Annotated in this window: 11 protein-coding genes and 1 riboswitch; all 11 genes read right to left on the reverse strand. The window is 60.3% G+C overall.

Annotation, left to right across the window (positions count from 1 at the left end; translation table 11 throughout):
• Positions 1 to 346: 346 nt before the first annotated feature.
• The 11 genes from purF to ACFFSY_RS34525 all read right to left on the reverse strand — a co-directional run bounded on the left by purF (position 347) and on the right by ACFFSY_RS34525 (position 14,205).
• Positions 347 to 1,831 carry an amidophosphoribosyltransferase gene (gene purF, locus ACFFSY_RS34475; RefSeq protein ID WP_377503053.1) on the reverse strand — a complete coding sequence of 495 codons (1,485 nt, stop codon included), beginning with the start codon at positions 1,829 to 1,831 and terminating at the stop codon, positions 347 to 349.
• Positions 1,816 to 4,056: a phosphoribosylformylglycinamidine synthase subunit PurL gene (gene purL / locus ACFFSY_RS34480; RefSeq protein ID WP_377503055.1), complete on the reverse strand. Its 2,241-nt coding sequence runs from the start codon at positions 4,054 to 4,056 to the stop codon at positions 1,816 to 1,818. Before purL ends, purF begins: the two co-directional genes overlap by 16 nt.
• Positions 4,034 to 4,729 (reverse strand): phosphoribosylformylglycinamidine synthase subunit PurQ, encoded by a 696-nt coding sequence (gene purQ / locus ACFFSY_RS34485; protein WP_377503057.1) that lies wholly within the window; start codon positions 4,727 to 4,729, stop codon positions 4,034 to 4,036. The genes purL and purQ overlap by 23 nt, the downstream gene beginning before the upstream one ends.
• Positions 4,730 to 4,733: 4 nt before the next feature.
• Positions 4,734 to 4,976 carry a phosphoribosylformylglycinamidine synthase subunit PurS gene (purS, locus tag ACFFSY_RS34490; protein ID WP_377503059.1) on the reverse strand — a complete coding sequence of 81 codons (243 nt, stop codon included), beginning with the start codon at positions 4,974 to 4,976 and terminating at the stop codon, positions 4,734 to 4,736.
• 398 nt (positions 4,977 to 5,374) lie between these two features.
• Entirely contained in the window at positions 5,375 to 6,265 is an 891-nt protein-coding gene (locus tag ACFFSY_RS34495) for a phosphoribosylaminoimidazolesuccinocarboxamide synthase (protein ID WP_377503061.1), read from the reverse strand.
• Between the two features lie 128 nt (positions 6,266 to 6,393).
• Positions 6,394 to 7,689, reverse strand: coding sequence for an adenylosuccinate lyase (purB, locus tag ACFFSY_RS34500; RefSeq protein ID WP_377503063.1), 1,296 nt, complete (start codon positions 7,687 to 7,689; stop codon positions 6,394 to 6,396).
• Between the two features lie 3 nt (positions 7,690 to 7,692).
• Positions 7,693 to 8,970, reverse strand: coding sequence for a 5-(carboxyamino)imidazole ribonucleotide synthase (gene purK, locus ACFFSY_RS34505; RefSeq protein ID WP_377503065.1), 1,278 nt, complete (start codon positions 8,968 to 8,970; stop codon positions 7,693 to 7,695).
• On the reverse strand, positions 8,967 to 9,452 hold the full coding sequence (gene purE, locus ACFFSY_RS34510) for a 5-(carboxyamino)imidazole ribonucleotide mutase (RefSeq protein ID WP_377503067.1): 486 nt from the start codon (positions 9,450 to 9,452) through the stop codon (positions 8,967 to 8,969). Before purE ends, purK begins: the two co-directional genes overlap by 4 nt.
• Before the next feature lie 220 nt (positions 9,453 to 9,672).
• Positions 9,673 to 9,774, reverse strand: a riboswitch (purine riboswitch).
• Positions 9,775 to 10,543: 769 nt separating this feature from the next.
• A complete protein-coding gene (locus ACFFSY_RS34515) occupies positions 10,544 to 11,137 on the reverse strand; it encodes a GNAT family N-acetyltransferase (RefSeq protein WP_377503069.1) in 594 nt (197 codons plus the stop codon).
• Between the two features lie 260 nt (positions 11,138 to 11,397).
• A complete protein-coding gene (uxaC, locus tag ACFFSY_RS34520; RefSeq protein WP_377503071.1) occupies positions 11,398 to 12,807 on the reverse strand; it encodes a glucuronate isomerase in 1,410 nt (469 codons plus the stop codon).
• A gap of 102 nt (positions 12,808 to 12,909) precedes the next feature.
• A complete protein-coding gene (locus tag ACFFSY_RS34525; RefSeq protein ID WP_377503073.1) occupies positions 12,910 to 14,205 on the reverse strand; it encodes a Gfo/Idh/MocA family protein in 1,296 nt (431 codons plus the stop codon).
• Positions 14,206 to 14,430: the final 225 nt, after the last annotated feature.

Raw genomic sequence — 14,430 nt, forward strand, 5'->3', positions numbered from 1 at the left:
GGTACTCCTCCATCAAACGGCGCAGCCTGTAAAGCTTAACCTAACAGCATTGCCCTCCGCCGAGGGGAACCAGAGGACTAAGCATATGCTTCCGGAGTCGTTTTTCTCCGAAAAACGTTCACCTCTGGACTCCCTTCTTCGTGCTGGCACGTTTGTTCGCGGGTGGCGAAGGCGTTCGTGTTGGCACGCTTTTGTCCTGATGGACAAAGCTTCATGCGTATGGGTACGGCGGTATGGGTTACGTTCCGGTGAAATAGCTCCCCCATTCCCCCTCCCCATTCCTGTCGGTTTTCGGGACGACAGAGCGCTCGGAGCGGTTGGGGTGGCACTAGAACATGCCCACGTTCTAGCAGCTGCAGCTCTTGTCCGAGCTAAAATCTACCGGCGTCGGGTAGTCGTTGTCGAAGCAGGCGAGGCACATGCCCCGGTTCTTCGCCCCGTCGTTGCCGCCGACCGCGTCGATCAACCCTTCGTGGCTGAGGAAATAGAGCGAGTCCGCGTTGATCGCCTGGCGGATCTCCTCGACCGTCTTGGACGAGGCAATCAGCTCCTTGCGGTCCGGCGTGTCGATGCCGTAATAGCACGGATTGGCGAAAGGCGGCGACGTAATCCGCACGTGCACTTCCGTCGCCCCCGCTTCGCGCAGCATGTTGACGATGCGAAGGCTTGTCGTGCCGCGCACGATCGAGTCGTCGATCATGACGACGCGTTTGCCTTCGACGACCTTGCGGACGGCGGACAGCTTCATCTTGACGCCCTTCTCCCGCAGCTCCTGCGAAGGCTGGATGAACGTACGGCCCGTATATTTGTTCTTGATGAGGCCCAGCTCGTACGGAATACCCGTCTGCTCGGCATAGCCGATCGCGGCCGAGATGCTCGAGTCCGGCACGCCCGTCACGATATCCGCGTCGACGAATGCTTCGACGGCCAGCTTCTGTCCCATCCGTTTGCGGGAGGAGTGCAGGTTAATGCCGTTAATATCGCTGTCCGGACGCGCGAAATAGATATATTCCATCGCGCACGTCGCCCGGCGCTCCAGAGGAGCGAAACGGTCGACCGTCATGCCGTTCTCGTCCAGCACGAGCAGCTCGCCCGGCTGCACGTCGCGTTCATACTCGGCGCCAACCGTCTCCAGCGCGCACGATTCGGAAGCGAACACGTAACCGTTACCCAGACGTCCCATCACAAGCGGACGAAGCCCGTGCGGATCGGAAGCCACGATGAGCTTATCGTTCGTCATGATGAGGAACGCGAAGCCGCCGACGATACGCTGCAGAGCGTCTTTGGCCGCGCCGACGAAATCCTTGCTCGAACGCGCGATCAGATGCGCGATAACTTCCGTATCGCTGCTCGTCTGGAAGATCGAACCGAGGTTCTCGAGCTCTTCGCGAATGGACGGCGCGTTGACGATGTTGCCGTTCGTCGCCACCGCCAGATCGCCCTTGCGGTATTTGAAGATAAGCGGCTGCGCATTCGCCAGCTTGCTCTCGCCTGCCGTCGAATAGCGTACGTGCCCGATCGCGGCGTTGCCCTCGAGCGTCTCCAGCACGTCCTGCGTGAACACTTCCTTCACGAGGCCCATGCCGCGGTGATAGTTGAATTTCCCGTCCTGCGTCGAATCGGCCGTGCATATACCCGCGCTCTCCTCGCCACGGTGCTGCAGCGCGTGCAGCCCGTAGTAGGAAAGGGAGGCGGCGTTAGGTACATTCCATACCCCGTATACGCCGCATTCCTCGCGCAATTTGTCAAAAATATCGTCCCGGCCTATTCCTTCGTTATAGTGAGCGCCCGTCCATAATTGGTGCGGCTGCTTCACTACTTCATCAGACATGGAATCGCATCCTTCCAGACCTGCTCCAGTTGCTCAACCGGCGCTGCAATGCCCGGTTTGCCGTTGATGTTGATGGTGAGATCGGAACCGCGGACGACGCCGACTTGCGCGTTCGGTACGCCTTGCTCCGTTAGGTACGCTCTGAGCTGCTCCGCTTGGTCCGGCTTCGCCGACAGCAGAATGCGCGATTGCGATTCGCTGAACAGCGCCGCGTCCGCGCGCAAGTTCGTCACAATGTTCACATCCGCGCCCAGACGACCGCCGATGCAGGATTCCGCCAGCGCAGCCGCGAGGCCGCCTTCGGACAAGTCGTGCGCCGAAGCGACGAGGCCTTGCTGGATCGCGCCAAGCACGCCGTCAAGAAGCTGCTTCTCTGCAGCCAAATCCAACTGCGGCGGACGGCCTTCGTTCTTGCCGTGCAGGACATGCTGGTATTCGCTGCCGCCGAACTCATGCTTCGTCTCGCCGAGCAGGATGATGATATCGCCCTCGGATTTGAAGCGCTGCGTCGTAATATGGTTCACGTCGTGCACGAGACCGACCATGCCGATAACCGGCGTCGGGTAGATCGCGCCTTTCGCATTCTCGTTGTACAGGGATACGTTGCCGCCGATAACCGGCGTCGCAAGCGCGCGGCACGCGTCGGACATGCCGTCCGCCGCTTTCTCCAGCTGCCAGAACACTTCCGGTTTCTCCGGGTTCCCGAAGTTCAGGTTGTCCGTAATCGCAAGCGGTTCGGCGCCGGAGCACACGATGTTGCGCGCCGCTTCCGCGACGGCGATCGCCCCGCCCACTTCCGGATCAAGGTACACGTAACGGCCGTTGCAGTCCGTCGTCATCGCGAGCGCCTTGCGCGTGCCCGGAATCGTGACGACCGCCGCGTCGGAACCCGGCTGTACCGCCGTGCTCGTGCGCACCATGTAATCGTATTGATTATAGACCCACTCTTTGCTCGCCACGGTCGGCGAAGCGAGGATTTGCTTCAGCGTGCCCGTCAGGTCGTTTACTTCTTCGTACGACGTGTCGATCGCGCCGTTCTCGGCATAGTAAGCCGGTTCCGCCGACGGTTTGTTGTACACCGGGCACTCGTCGACGAGCGCTTTGACCGGCATGTTGGCGACTTCTTCGCCTTGGTGGAACAGACGCAGCCGGCCGTCGTCGGTAACTTTGCCGACTTTCGCGCAGATGACGCCCCAGCGCTCGAAAATCTCTCTCGCCTGCGCTTCATGCTCTGGCGCCACGACGAACAGCATACGCTCCTGGGATTCGGAGAGCATCATTTCGTACGGCGTCATGCCTGCTTCGCGCTGCGGTACCTCGTCGAGGTACAGCTCCAGGCCGTTGCCGGCTTTGGACGCCATCTCCGCGCTGGAGCATGTCAGACCTGCCGCGCCCATGTCTTGGATGCCGAGGACGATGCCGGAGTTGATCAGCTCGAGCGTCGATTCCATGACGAGCTTCTCCATGAACGGATCGCCGACTTGCACCGCGGTACGCTTCTCTTCGGATTCTTCGGACAATTCGACCGACGCGAACGTCGCGCCGTGGATGCCGTCGCGGCCGGTTGCCGGGCCCACGTAGAAGACCGGGTTGCCGACGCCTTTGGCGACGCCGCGCTGGATCTTGTCGTGATCGATCAGACCGACGCACATGGCGTTGACGAGCGGGTTGCCTTCGTAGCTCTCGTCGAACATGACTTCGCCCGCGACCGTCGGGATGCCGATACAGTTGCCGTAGCCCGCGATGCCGCTGACGACGTTCTCGAACAAATATTTGACGCGCGCGTTCTCGAGATTGCCGAACCGGAGGCTGTTGAGCAGCGCTACCGGACGAGCGCCCATGGAGAAAATGTCGCGGATAATGCCGCCTACGCCGGTTGCCGCGCCTTGGTAAGGCTCGACCGCCGATGGGTGGTTATGCGATTCGATTTTGAACACGACCGCCTGGTTGTCGCCGATGTCCACGATGCCGGCGCCTTCGCCCGGTCCCATGAGGACCTTCGGACCCGTGATCGGGAACTTCTTCAGAATCGGCTTGGAGTTCTTGTACGAGCAGTGCTCCGACCACATGACGCTGAATACGCCGATCTCCGTGTAGTTGGGCAAGCGGCCGAGAAAACCGCAAATGAGTTCATATTCATGATCGGTTACGCCGAATTGCGTGTAGATCTTCTGGTCCGCAATTTGCTCCGCCGTCGGTTCTTTAGCCGTTAACTGCTGCGCCATGTTGTTCCCTCCATGCGTTCAAAATCGATGTAAACATCCGTAAGCCGTCTTCCGATCCGAGCAGCTGGTCGATCGCGCGCTCCGGATGCGGCATCATGCCTACCACGTTGCCGCGCTCGTTGCTGATGCCCGCGATATCGTCGACCGAACCGTTCGGGTTCGCGCCGGCTTTGTAGCGGAATACGATCTGGTTGTTCGCTTGCAGCTTCGCCAGCGTCTCGTCGTCGCAGTAGTAGTTGCCTTCGCCGTGCGCGATCGGAATGTCGATGATCTCGCCTTGGCTGTATTGGTTCGTGAATGCCGTGTTGTTGTTCACGACTTCCAGCAGCGTGCTGTGGCAGCGGAACTTCAGGTCCTTGTTGCGCAGCAGCGCGCCTGGCAGCAGACCCGCTTCCGTCAGGATTTGGAATCCGTTGCAAATGCCGAGGATGAATTTGCCTTGCTCGGCCGCTTTGACCACTTCGTTCATGACCGGGGCGAATTGGGCGATCGCGCCGCAGCGCAGATAGTCGCCATACGAGAAGCCGCCCGGGACGAGGATCGCGTCATAGCCGCTCAGGTCCGTCGCCGTATGCCAGACGTAGTCGACCTCTTGGCCGATCGCGTTCTCCACCGCCTTATAGCAGTCGATGTCGCAGTTGGAGCCGGGGAAAACGAGTACCGCGAATTTCATCGGATTAACCCTCCAGTTCGAAACGGTAGTCTTCGACAACGGTGTTCGCCAGCAGCTTCTCGCACATCGCCTTCAGCCGGGATTCGGCTTCCGCGCGGTCGTTCGTGTCCAGCTCGAGCTCGAGGTATTTGCCGATACGCACTTTGCCGACTTCCTCGAAACCCATCGTGTGCAGCGCGCCTTGCACGGCGCTTCCTTGCGGGTCAAGCACGTTCTCTTTGATTGTCACGTAAACCGTTGCTTTCATGGGGGGTCGCCTCCTGAAAATGTTGAGTTAGAGTGGAAAATGGTTAAGATCCGCAAACGTGGGATGTTCGCTTCCGTCGCTGTTGAACTCGGATAACTGGATGAGATTAGGTTAAGGTTGTTATCCGAGTTCAAAGGCGATCGCTTGCGCTCTCCAGCTGAACACCCACTTTTTGCTCCACCCATTTTCCGAATTGAACAAATTTTCATGCTGCTCGGGGTGCAGATCGTCGCGCTCGCCGGGGAGTTCCCGGCTTGCGGACGACTTTATGAGATGCGGGGCATCTTTGCTTGCCCCGCGGGTATGGTTTGGTTAGTTGGCATCGGGCCGGGCACTACTGTTGCGGCTCGATCCGCTGCGTTAGTCGCGTCAGGACGAAAGCCGAAGGTCTTGCGCGCCTAGAGCGTCTGACCCGTCAACAGCTCGTAGATGTTGAGGTAGCGGCGAGTCGTCTCATCGACGACCGCATCCGGGAGCGGCGCTGGCTTGCTGTTCTGGTCCCAATCGGAGCCGAGCAGGTACGTGCGCACCGGTTCTTTGTCCATGCTGTCGATCTCGACGTCGTACGCGTAGTTCTCCTTCGCCCAGAAACGCGACGCGTCCGGGGTGAAGATCTCGTCGATCAGGATGACCTTACCGTCGATGAGGCCGAACTCGAATTTGCAGTCCGCCAAGATGATGCCCCGCTCCTCGCAGTAGCCGCGCGCGAATTCGTATAGCTTAATGCTGCGATCGCGCAGCTCTTCGGCCAACTCGGCGCCGACTAGCTCCTGCATCCGTTCGAACGGGATATCTTCGTCATGGCCGACGTCGTTCTTCGCCGCCGGCGTGAAGAGCGGCTGCGGGAAACGCTCGTTCTTGCGCAGCCCCGCCGGAAGCTCGATGCCGTTGATCGCCTGCGTCTTGACGTATTGCCGCCAGCCGTTGCCGGTGATGTAGCCGCGCACGACGCACTCGATGTCGATCCGCTCCGCCTTCTTCGTCACCATGATCCGGTTGCGAAGCAGCTCCGGCTCCGTCACCAGATCGCCGAGCCGATCGACGTCCGTATGGACGACATGATTCGGCTGGATGTCCGCCGTCTGTTCGAACCAGAACGCGGACAGTCGGTTGAGCACGTTCCCCTTCTGCGGCACCGCCGGGTCCAGCACGTAGTCGAACGCGCTGATCCGGTCCGTGACCACGATCAAGTAATGCTCGCCAAGATCATACAACTCGCGTACTTTGCCTTTATAAAGAAGCGGCGCCTTGATATACGCCTCTGCCGTAGACAACGCTTGTTCAGCCATGAACCTCTCCCTCTTCCTCTTCGCGTAAGCTTACTCGCCTCTCAACACGAGTCCCGATCCGCGGCGCTGAGCTGCCGGTAAACGACGGTCCGCCGCCCGAACGGCCGACCGTCTTCTTGAATCCGGTCTTAGATCAGTTCCAGACGCTTGAAAATCGTATCGACATGCTTCAGATGCCACGACGGGTTGAAGCAATCGTCAATATCCTCGGCCGACAGCACCGACGTGATCTCCGGCGTCGACTCGATAATGTCGCGGAATTGGCGCTGCTCTTCCCACGCCTGCATCGCGCGCGGCTGCACCGTGTCGTACGCTTGCTCGCGGCTGAAACCTTTGTCGATCAGCTTCGTCATGACGCGGCCGGAGAACGGCACGCCGAACGTACGCTGCATATTGCGTTTCATGTTCTCCGGGAACACCTGCAGGTTCTTCAGGATGTTGCCCAGACGGTTCAGCATGTAGTTCAGCAGCATCGTCGCGTCCGGCAGGATGACGCGCTCGACCGACGAGTGGCTGATGTCGCGCTCATGCCAGAGCGGCACGTTCTCGTACGCGGAAATCATGTGGCCGCGGATAACGCGCGCCAGGCCGGAGATATTCTCGCAGCCGATCGGGTTGCGCTTGTGCGGCATCGCCGACGAGCCCTTCTGTCCCTTCGCGAACGGCTCTTCCACCTCGCGGAATTCGCTCTTCTGCAGGGCGCGAACTTCGGTCGCGAACTTGTCGAGCGACGTCGCGATCAGCGCCAGCGTCGCCATGTATTCGGCATGGCGGTCGCGCTGCAGCGTCTGGGTCGAGATCGGCGCCGGCTTAATGCCGAGCTTCTTACAAGTAAACTCTTCGACGAACGGATCGATGTTCGCGTACGTGCCGACCGCGCCGGAGATTTTGCCGAACTGGACGCCATCGGCCGCATGGCGGAAGCGCTCCAGGTTGCGTTTCATTTCTTCGAACCACAGCGCCAGCTTGAGGCCGAACGTCGTCGGCTCCGCATGCACGCCGTGCGTGCGGCCCATCATGACCGTATCTTTGTAGACAACCGCTTGACTGCGGAGGATCTCGATGAAGTTCACGATGTCTTTCTCGAGAATCTCGTTCGCTTGGCGAAGCAGGTAGCCCATCGCCGTGTCGACGACGTCGGTCGACGTTAAGCCGTAGTGCACCCATTTGCGCTCCGGACCGACGGTCTCGGATACCGCGCGCGTGAACGCGATCACGTCGTGGCGCGTCTCTTGCTCAATCTCGTAAATGCGGTCGATGTTGAACGTCGCGCCCTGACGCAGCGCCTCCACGTCCTCGCGCGGGATAACCCCGAGCTCTACCCAAGCTTCACAGGCGCAAAGCTCGACTTCGAGCCATGCCTTGAATTTATTCTCCTCGGTCCAAATGGCCCGCATCTCTGGTCTGCTGTAACGCTCCAACATTGGTTAAACCCTCCAAATATTCGTTTCGGATATCCATGCCAGCGCCGCGTCCACGTTCTCCGCGAGCACGTTGATGTGGCCCATCTTCCGCTTATGTTTCGCTTCGTGCTTGCCGTACAAATGCACCTTCGGGGCAACGCCGAGCCGCGCCGCGGCCGAATCCGCGATCGCCACGTGTTTGAGCAGCGGCTCGATATGCTCGCCGAGCACATTCACCATGACGACCGGCGTCAGCAGCGTCGTATCGCCGAGCGGCAGCCCGCAGATCGCGCGCACATGCTGCTCGAACTGCGACGTACGGCATGCTTCCATCGTGTAATGGCCGCTGTTGTGCGGACGCGGGGCTAGCTCGTTCACGAACAGCTCGCCATCCGACGTCAAGAACAGCTCGACGGCGATGAGGCCGACCACGCCGAGGCCATCCGCGATCGCCCCAGCCAGCCGTTCCGCTTCACGCTGCACCGCTTCGCTTGCCCTTGCCGGTACGATAGAGAGGTGGAGAATATTGTCCACATGGACGTTCTCCGCCGCCGGGAACGTCTTCACTTCCCCTTGCGGGCTGCGCGCCGCGATGACGGACAGCTCCTTCTCGAAGCGGATGAACTGCTCCAGCACAAGCTCCGTCTTGGCGCGGCTAAGCGTCTCGTAAGCTTCCGGAATCTCGTCCTCGCTGCGAATGACCCATTGTCCTTTGCCGTCGTATCCGCCTGTCGCAGTCTTCAGCACGCACGGCAGACCGAATCGTCCTACCGCCTCGCGCAGCTCGCGCTCGCTGCGAATCTCGCTGTATGGCGCGACCTTCGCGCCTGCCGCTTCGATCGCCCGCTTCTCGCGCAATCGATGCTGCGTCGTATAAAGCAGCTCGCTGCCCTGCGGCACGTACGACTCTTCCATCAGCATGGCGGCGACGCCCGCGTCGACGTTCTCGAACTCGTAGGTGATGACGTCAGAACGCTTCGCCAGCTCGCGGGCGGCTTCACGGTCATCGTAAGCGGCCACGATCTGTTCGGCGACTTGCCCGCACGGCGCATCCGGCGTCGGGTCGAGCGCGACGAACCGGTAACCCATCGCGCTGCCGGCGTTCGCCATCATCCGGCCCAGCTGACCGCCGCCGAGAATGCCGATGGTCGAGCCGGGCAAAATCACTTTCGCTTGCGGAGCTGTCCCGCCCGCTGCCTTCGGCGCGCAGCCATCGATGCCGCAAGTCGCGCCCGCATCGGCGCCAAGCGCGTCATTGAGCGAAATCAGTCCGCCGCCGAGTTGCTTGTCCGTACCGCTCATAGCGCGTCACTGCTTTCCAGCACTTCGCGCTGAATACGGTCGCGGCGCGCCTGGGCGCGCTCTTGCAGCTGCGAGTCGAACGCGCCGAGCATCTGCGCGGCCAGCAGCCCCGCGTTGGTCGCGCCTGCATTGCCGATCGCGACGGTCGCGACGGGAATGCCGCCGGGCATCTGTACGATCGAGAGCAGAGAATCCAGTCCGTTCAGCGCCCGCGATTGCACCGGAACGCCAATAACCGGCAGAATCGTCTTGGCAGCGACCATGCCGGGCAAATGAGCGGCGCCGCCCGCGCCCGCGATTATAACCTTCAGTCCGCGTGCAGCGGCCGTTTCGGCGTATTCGAACATCAAATCAGGCGTGCGGTGCGCGGAGACAACTTTCTTCTCGTACGGAATTTCAAGCTCGTCCAAGACATCGCAGGCCAATTTCATTGTTTCCCAGTCCGACTTGCTGCCCATGATGACGCCCACTTTCGCTGACATGCATCGATACCCACTTTCTCTATTATAAATGTAGTCCCTGAAAACAGAAAAATCCCGGCAAACAGCGATCCGACCGGATGACTGCCACGGGACACGAACGTAAGCGAAGAACCTCTGCGCCCTGCGCGGGCCGCCCGTCCGAATCGGACCTCTAGCGGGTGAATCATCGTGTCTGCGCAGGTTGCCGGTGCCCGCCTCCACGATTCCGGAAGCGTTAGGCTGTTCTTCAAATTAGGCTCGTAGTCCGAAAATTTAAGGTTCTCGGGTAGAAACTTTCGGGCCATATTCCCGAACTTATACGAGGGTTGCTATATTAAGAAAAGCAGTCTAGCACGCTGCTTTCTTCGACTCCCCTAGTGTACCGAATGTGCCTTGGCGCTGTCAACCGAAATACGAACATTAATTCAGATGCCATTTACTAAAGTTCGTTTTTGCGTCACATCGAATGGATAGAACGATTGTAATTGTCAGAAAACACGAACATTTCACTTCAAGTCGCTCGGCAACGTGTGTTTTTCCTCACATAAGCTTGCCCCGCCCCCGCCCGATACGATGATATGGCATAAAACCTCCAACCAAACGAGCCTAGGCCGTCAACAAACCTCACCTTACCCGTCAAGGCGAGACGGCTAGTGACTTCTTTGGCGGCGATAAGCGTCTCATGCCGGATAAGCCGATTGGTTTGCGTTCGCAATCCGAGGATCGGGCTTACAGCATGCAGCGAGAATGAAATACAAGATGATTTATATGCGAAACTAAATTCCATTTCTTCCACTAGCTTGCGTTCGGTCGTGCCAAACCATGCAGCATTCGCCGCGGGGAATCGGTTGTACGGCGGTATATCCATAGCCCCCCTGCCTCGATCCGAGGAACGGCAAAGAAGCCACCCTGATGAGGGTGGCTTCTGATGTCTCGTTCGCGTTATGCCCGACTACGACCATGCTCACTTCGCCGGTATCGCCCCGGCTACCGCCGTCTTGCGCCGTATCTTGAGTCGCACGAGGTTTGCCCGTCGAGGCGCGATTCAAGATGCGCGCCGGTGCTGCCGCCCAGTGCGGACCACCGCTGCAAGCGCCATCCGGTCAGCGACGTCAACCATGCTCCGCCGCTCCCAGCCTTTTTCGCATTTCGTACCAGCTGTCCGTCCGCTCCGGGTAGAATAAATGCGCATACGCCTCATAGCCCAACCGCTCGTAAAATCGAACGTTGCCCGGCAGCGAGAGGCGCACCGACACGCGCACCTCGTCAACGTTCGCTTCGCGCGCAATCCGCTCCATCGCGAGCATCATCGCCTTGCCGACGCCGAGGCCCCGCCCCGCGGGAATGACGGATACGCGGCCGACGTACAGGTGATCGTCCACGACGTAATGGAGCGCCGTCCCGAGCGCGACCGCTCCGTCCCTCGTCTCCGCGATGAGGGCGCCGCCGCGGCCGGCCACCGTCTCCCGGATGCTCGCCACCGTCTCGCGAAGCGCGCCGGACTGGGGAATCAGGACGCCCTCGTATTCGCGAAACGCTTCAATAATAAGCCGATGGACGAGCGGCCAGTCCGCCTCGGCGGCCGGCCGCAATCTAACGTTCGTCTCCATGCGCAAGCTCCTTCCCCTTCGCGCTGCCATCATGGAGCGTAATCCGGTACCGACGAGCGGCCACACGAGGTCGTTGCCGGTGGCCGCGAATGACATCCGTGCGGGCTCCGCTCCGCCAATCACGGCCGACGTTGAACCTCCCGCCCGCGAGGGATGCCACCGCTGCAAGGTTAACTGCCGACGCGTCATCCTCGCGTGCCGGGATGCCGACGACTGGCGAAGGGCCTGAATATATGAGGGTCGATCGTCGACATGCTATCCGGCAATATGCGCAGACACCGGCAGGGCCATTGTCTTCTGCCAGCGGCGACCCGCCCAATGCTTGCACGGAGGCTCTCCCTTCCCGTCACTTAGACCTACCCGAATGCAAAATACCGCTTCGCGTTCCCGTAGCAAATATCTTCGACCATGCCGCCCAGCAGCTCCATATCGTGCGGTGCTTCGCCGCGCACGACCCATTCGCCGAGCATGTTGCACAGGATGCGGCGGAAGTACTCGTGGCGCGTGTAGGACAAGAAGCTGCGGGAATCCGTCAGCATGCCGACGAAACGGCTTAACAGCCCGTAGTTCGCCAGCGCGTTCATTTGGGCCAGCATGCCATCCTTCGTATCGTTGAACCACCAGGCCGCGCCGAGCTGGATTTTCCCCGGGATGCCGTCGCCCTGGAAGCTGCCCATCAGCGTGCCGAGCACGTCGTAATCGTTCGGATTGAGCGAATACAGAATCGTGCGCGGCAATCCGCCCTCCGCATCCAAGCGGTCCAAGAGCCGGGACAACGGGTAGGCGACCTCGCCCTCGTTCACGGAGTCGAAGCCGGTATCCGGCCCCAACTTGCCGAACATGCGGCTGTTGCCGTTGCGCGCCGCGTGAATGTGCAGCTGCATCGCCCAGCCGAGCTCCCGGTAGAGATTGCCCAGGAACAGCAGCGTGAAGGTTTTGTACTTCTTCTCTTCTTCAAGCGTCACTGTCTCTCCTGCTAAGGCCCGCTCGAAAATGAAAGCAGCTTCCTCCTTGGTCGTCTCCGCGTACGGCACGTAGTCGAGCGCGTGATCGGAGACGCGGCAGCCTTCGCGGTCGAAGAAACGCGCGCGCGCTTCGAGCGCCTCAAGCAAGCCGTCGTAGTCCGTGATCGCCGACCCATGCACCGCCGCCAGTTTGTCGAGCCACGGCAGGAACGTCGCGCGGCGAAGCTCGAGCGCCTTGTCCGGCCGGAACGACGGCAGCACGCGGCAGGCGAAGCCTTCGATATCGCGAATGCCGGCATGATACTCAAGCGTATCCGCCGGATCGTCCGTCGTACAGATGACCTCGACCTTATTGGCGGTGATCAGCTCCCGCACGCGGAACGCATCGGTCTGCAGCTTCGCGTTCGCCTGCTCCCAGATCGCAGGGGCGTTCTTCTCGTTGATCAGCTCCGTAATGCCGAAGTAGCGCGCCAGCTCCAAATGGGACCAATGATAGAGCGGATTGCCCAGCGTCGCCGGCACCGTCTTCGCCCATGCGAGGAAGCGGTCGTAATCGGAGACGCCTTCTCCTCCCGTCACAAGCTGCTCCGGCACGCCGTTCGCGCGCAGCGCCCGCCACTTGTAGTGGTCGCCGTACAGCCAAATGCCCGTCAAATTGCCGAACTGCTTATTCTCGTAAATTTCCTTCGGATCGAGGTGGCAGTGGTAATCGATGATCGGCAAGCTTGCCGCATGTTCATGGTACAGCTGCTCGGCTACAGAATTCGTCAACAGAAATTGATCGTTCAGGAAAGGTTTCAATGAATACGCCTCCTTCAGGATTTGGGGAAATGGGGAAAACGCGCGCGGGGGACAAGGGGATGCCCTACCCTACCCGCTTGCTGACCTCGGTTAGCCAGCCGGTTACCCGCGGAACTTCACGAGCGACTCGACCTTCACCGGCAGTCCGGTGCGGATCGACTGGTTGGCGGCAATCCCGGTCAGAATCGACTTGGCCCCGTCGATATGATTGGCCGCACGCCGGAAGCGGTCCTTCGCCGGCACGCCGAAAATATCGTTCAGCAGCACCGGATCGCCCCCGCCATGACCGCCCTCGCTCTCCTCGACCTGCACGTCATACGGGGCGTCGAACATCGGGAAGACGGTGATCGTCTGCGCCTTGATTGCGCCTTCCTGCGCCTTGTCGCCGCCGGAGTTGACGTAGGACTGCTCGACGATATTCATCTCGATCCTCCCCTTCGTGCCGTTGAAGGCGATCCGGTATCCCTCCCAAGGCAGATAGGCGTTCAGCGAGTAAGTCAAGATCGCCTTGTTTTTGTAGCGCACCATGACGCCCATCGTGTCCTCGATGCTGATCCCGTCGCCGAATACGCTTTGATCGCGGCGATAGCCGTCCTCCGGCTCCGCGTCCAGGTACATTTGCTTCAGGTGCGGGTTCGTGTCGAGCCGCAGCGCGAACGGGTCGCCCTCGGCGTTCGGGTTGCCCGTCGCCCGGTCGTAGAACGTCGTCACGCCGCGCGCCTCGGCATTCTCCTTGCCGTAGAAGAGCAAGTCGCCGAACGCGAACACCGTGTCAGGCTCCGAGCCGATCCAGAAGTTGACGAGGTCGAAGTGATGCGTCGACTTGTGGACGAGCAGCCCGCCGCTGTTGCGTTTATCCCGATGCCATCTGCGGAAGTAGTCCGCGCCGTGCTGGGTGTTCAGCAGCCATTCGAAGTGGACGCTCGTCACCTGCCCGATCGCGCCGTCTTCGATGAGCTCCCGCGCCTTCGTATGATGCGGCGCATACCGGTAGTTGAAGGTGACGCGCACGTTCCGGCCGGTCCGCTCCACCGCGTCCAGAATCGCCTGGCATTTGTCCGCGTCGACGGTCATCGGCTTCTCCGTGATGACGTCGCAGCCAAGCTCCATCGCGCGGATAATGTATGTATGGTGCGTGCGGTCCACGCTCGTCACGATGACCGAATCCGGTCGCTCCGCGGCGATCATCTCGTCGAATTGCTCCGGCTTGTACGTGCGCACCGGCTCGTATTCATAACGCTCGGCCAGCAGCTTGTTCGCGTAATCCATCCGCGTCTGGTTCGAATCGCAGAACGCGAGCAGCTCGCTCGTCTCCCGGAAGCTCTTCGCGATCGCCCCGTAGAAAAATTCCGCCCGACCGCCGCTGCCAACGAGCACGTATTTCTTTTTGACCGTCATGTCCTTCATCCTTTGCGTTAAGATTGTGAGTTCAATAAGTCGATAATTTAGCACCGAAAAGGAGGCGTGAAGGCGAAGAAGTGGAGCAGTGTTTAGGCAAACCTACGCACCGGACTTCAAGCCTGAACGCCAGATTGGACGCCGAATTACTTCATAATGTGCTTCGCGATCAATTGGCGACCGCTACAAACGTGGAATCGCTTTCGCTATCCTTAAGAATAGGGC

The sequence above is a fragment of the Paenibacillus aurantiacus genome (genome assembly GCF_042431225.1).
Lineage (GTDB): Bacteria > Bacillota > Bacilli > Paenibacillales > Paenibacillaceae > Paenibacillus_Z > Paenibacillus_Z aurantiacus.

Coding starts and splice junctions, on each gene's coding strand:
- purF (WP_377503053.1), bottom strand. CDS start 1,831: ATGTCTGATGAAGTAGTGAAGCAGCCGCACCAATTATGGACGGGCGCT.
- purL (WP_377503055.1), bottom strand. CDS start 4,056: ATGGCGCAGCAGTTAACGGCTAAAGAACCGACGGCGGAGCAAATTGCG.
- purQ (WP_377503057.1), bottom strand. CDS start 4,729: ATGAAATTCGCGGTACTCGTTTTCCCCGGCTCCAACTGCGACATCGAC.
- purS (WP_377503059.1), bottom strand. CDS start 4,976: ATGAAAGCAACGGTTTACGTGACAATCAAAGAGAACGTGCTTGACCCG.
- ACFFSY_RS34495 (WP_377503061.1), bottom strand. CDS start 6,265: ATGGCTGAACAAGCGTTGTCTACGGCAGAGGCGTATATCAAGGCGCCG.
- purB (WP_377503063.1), bottom strand. CDS start 7,689: ATGTTGGAGCGTTACAGCAGACCAGAGATGCGGGCCATTTGGACCGAG.
- purK (WP_377503065.1), bottom strand. CDS start 8,970: ATGAGCGGTACGGACAAGCAACTCGGCGGCGGACTGATTTCGCTCAAT.
- purE (WP_377503067.1), bottom strand. CDS start 9,452: ATGTCAGCGAAAGTGGGCGTCATCATGGGCAGCAAGTCGGACTGGGAA.
- ACFFSY_RS34515 (WP_377503069.1), bottom strand. CDS start 11,137: ATGTCATTCGCGGCCACCGGCAACGACCTCGTGTGGCCGCTCGTCGGT.
- ACFFSY_RS34525 (WP_377503073.1), bottom strand. CDS start 14,205: ATGACGGTCAAAAAGAAATACGTGCTCGTTGGCAGCGGCGGTCGGGCG.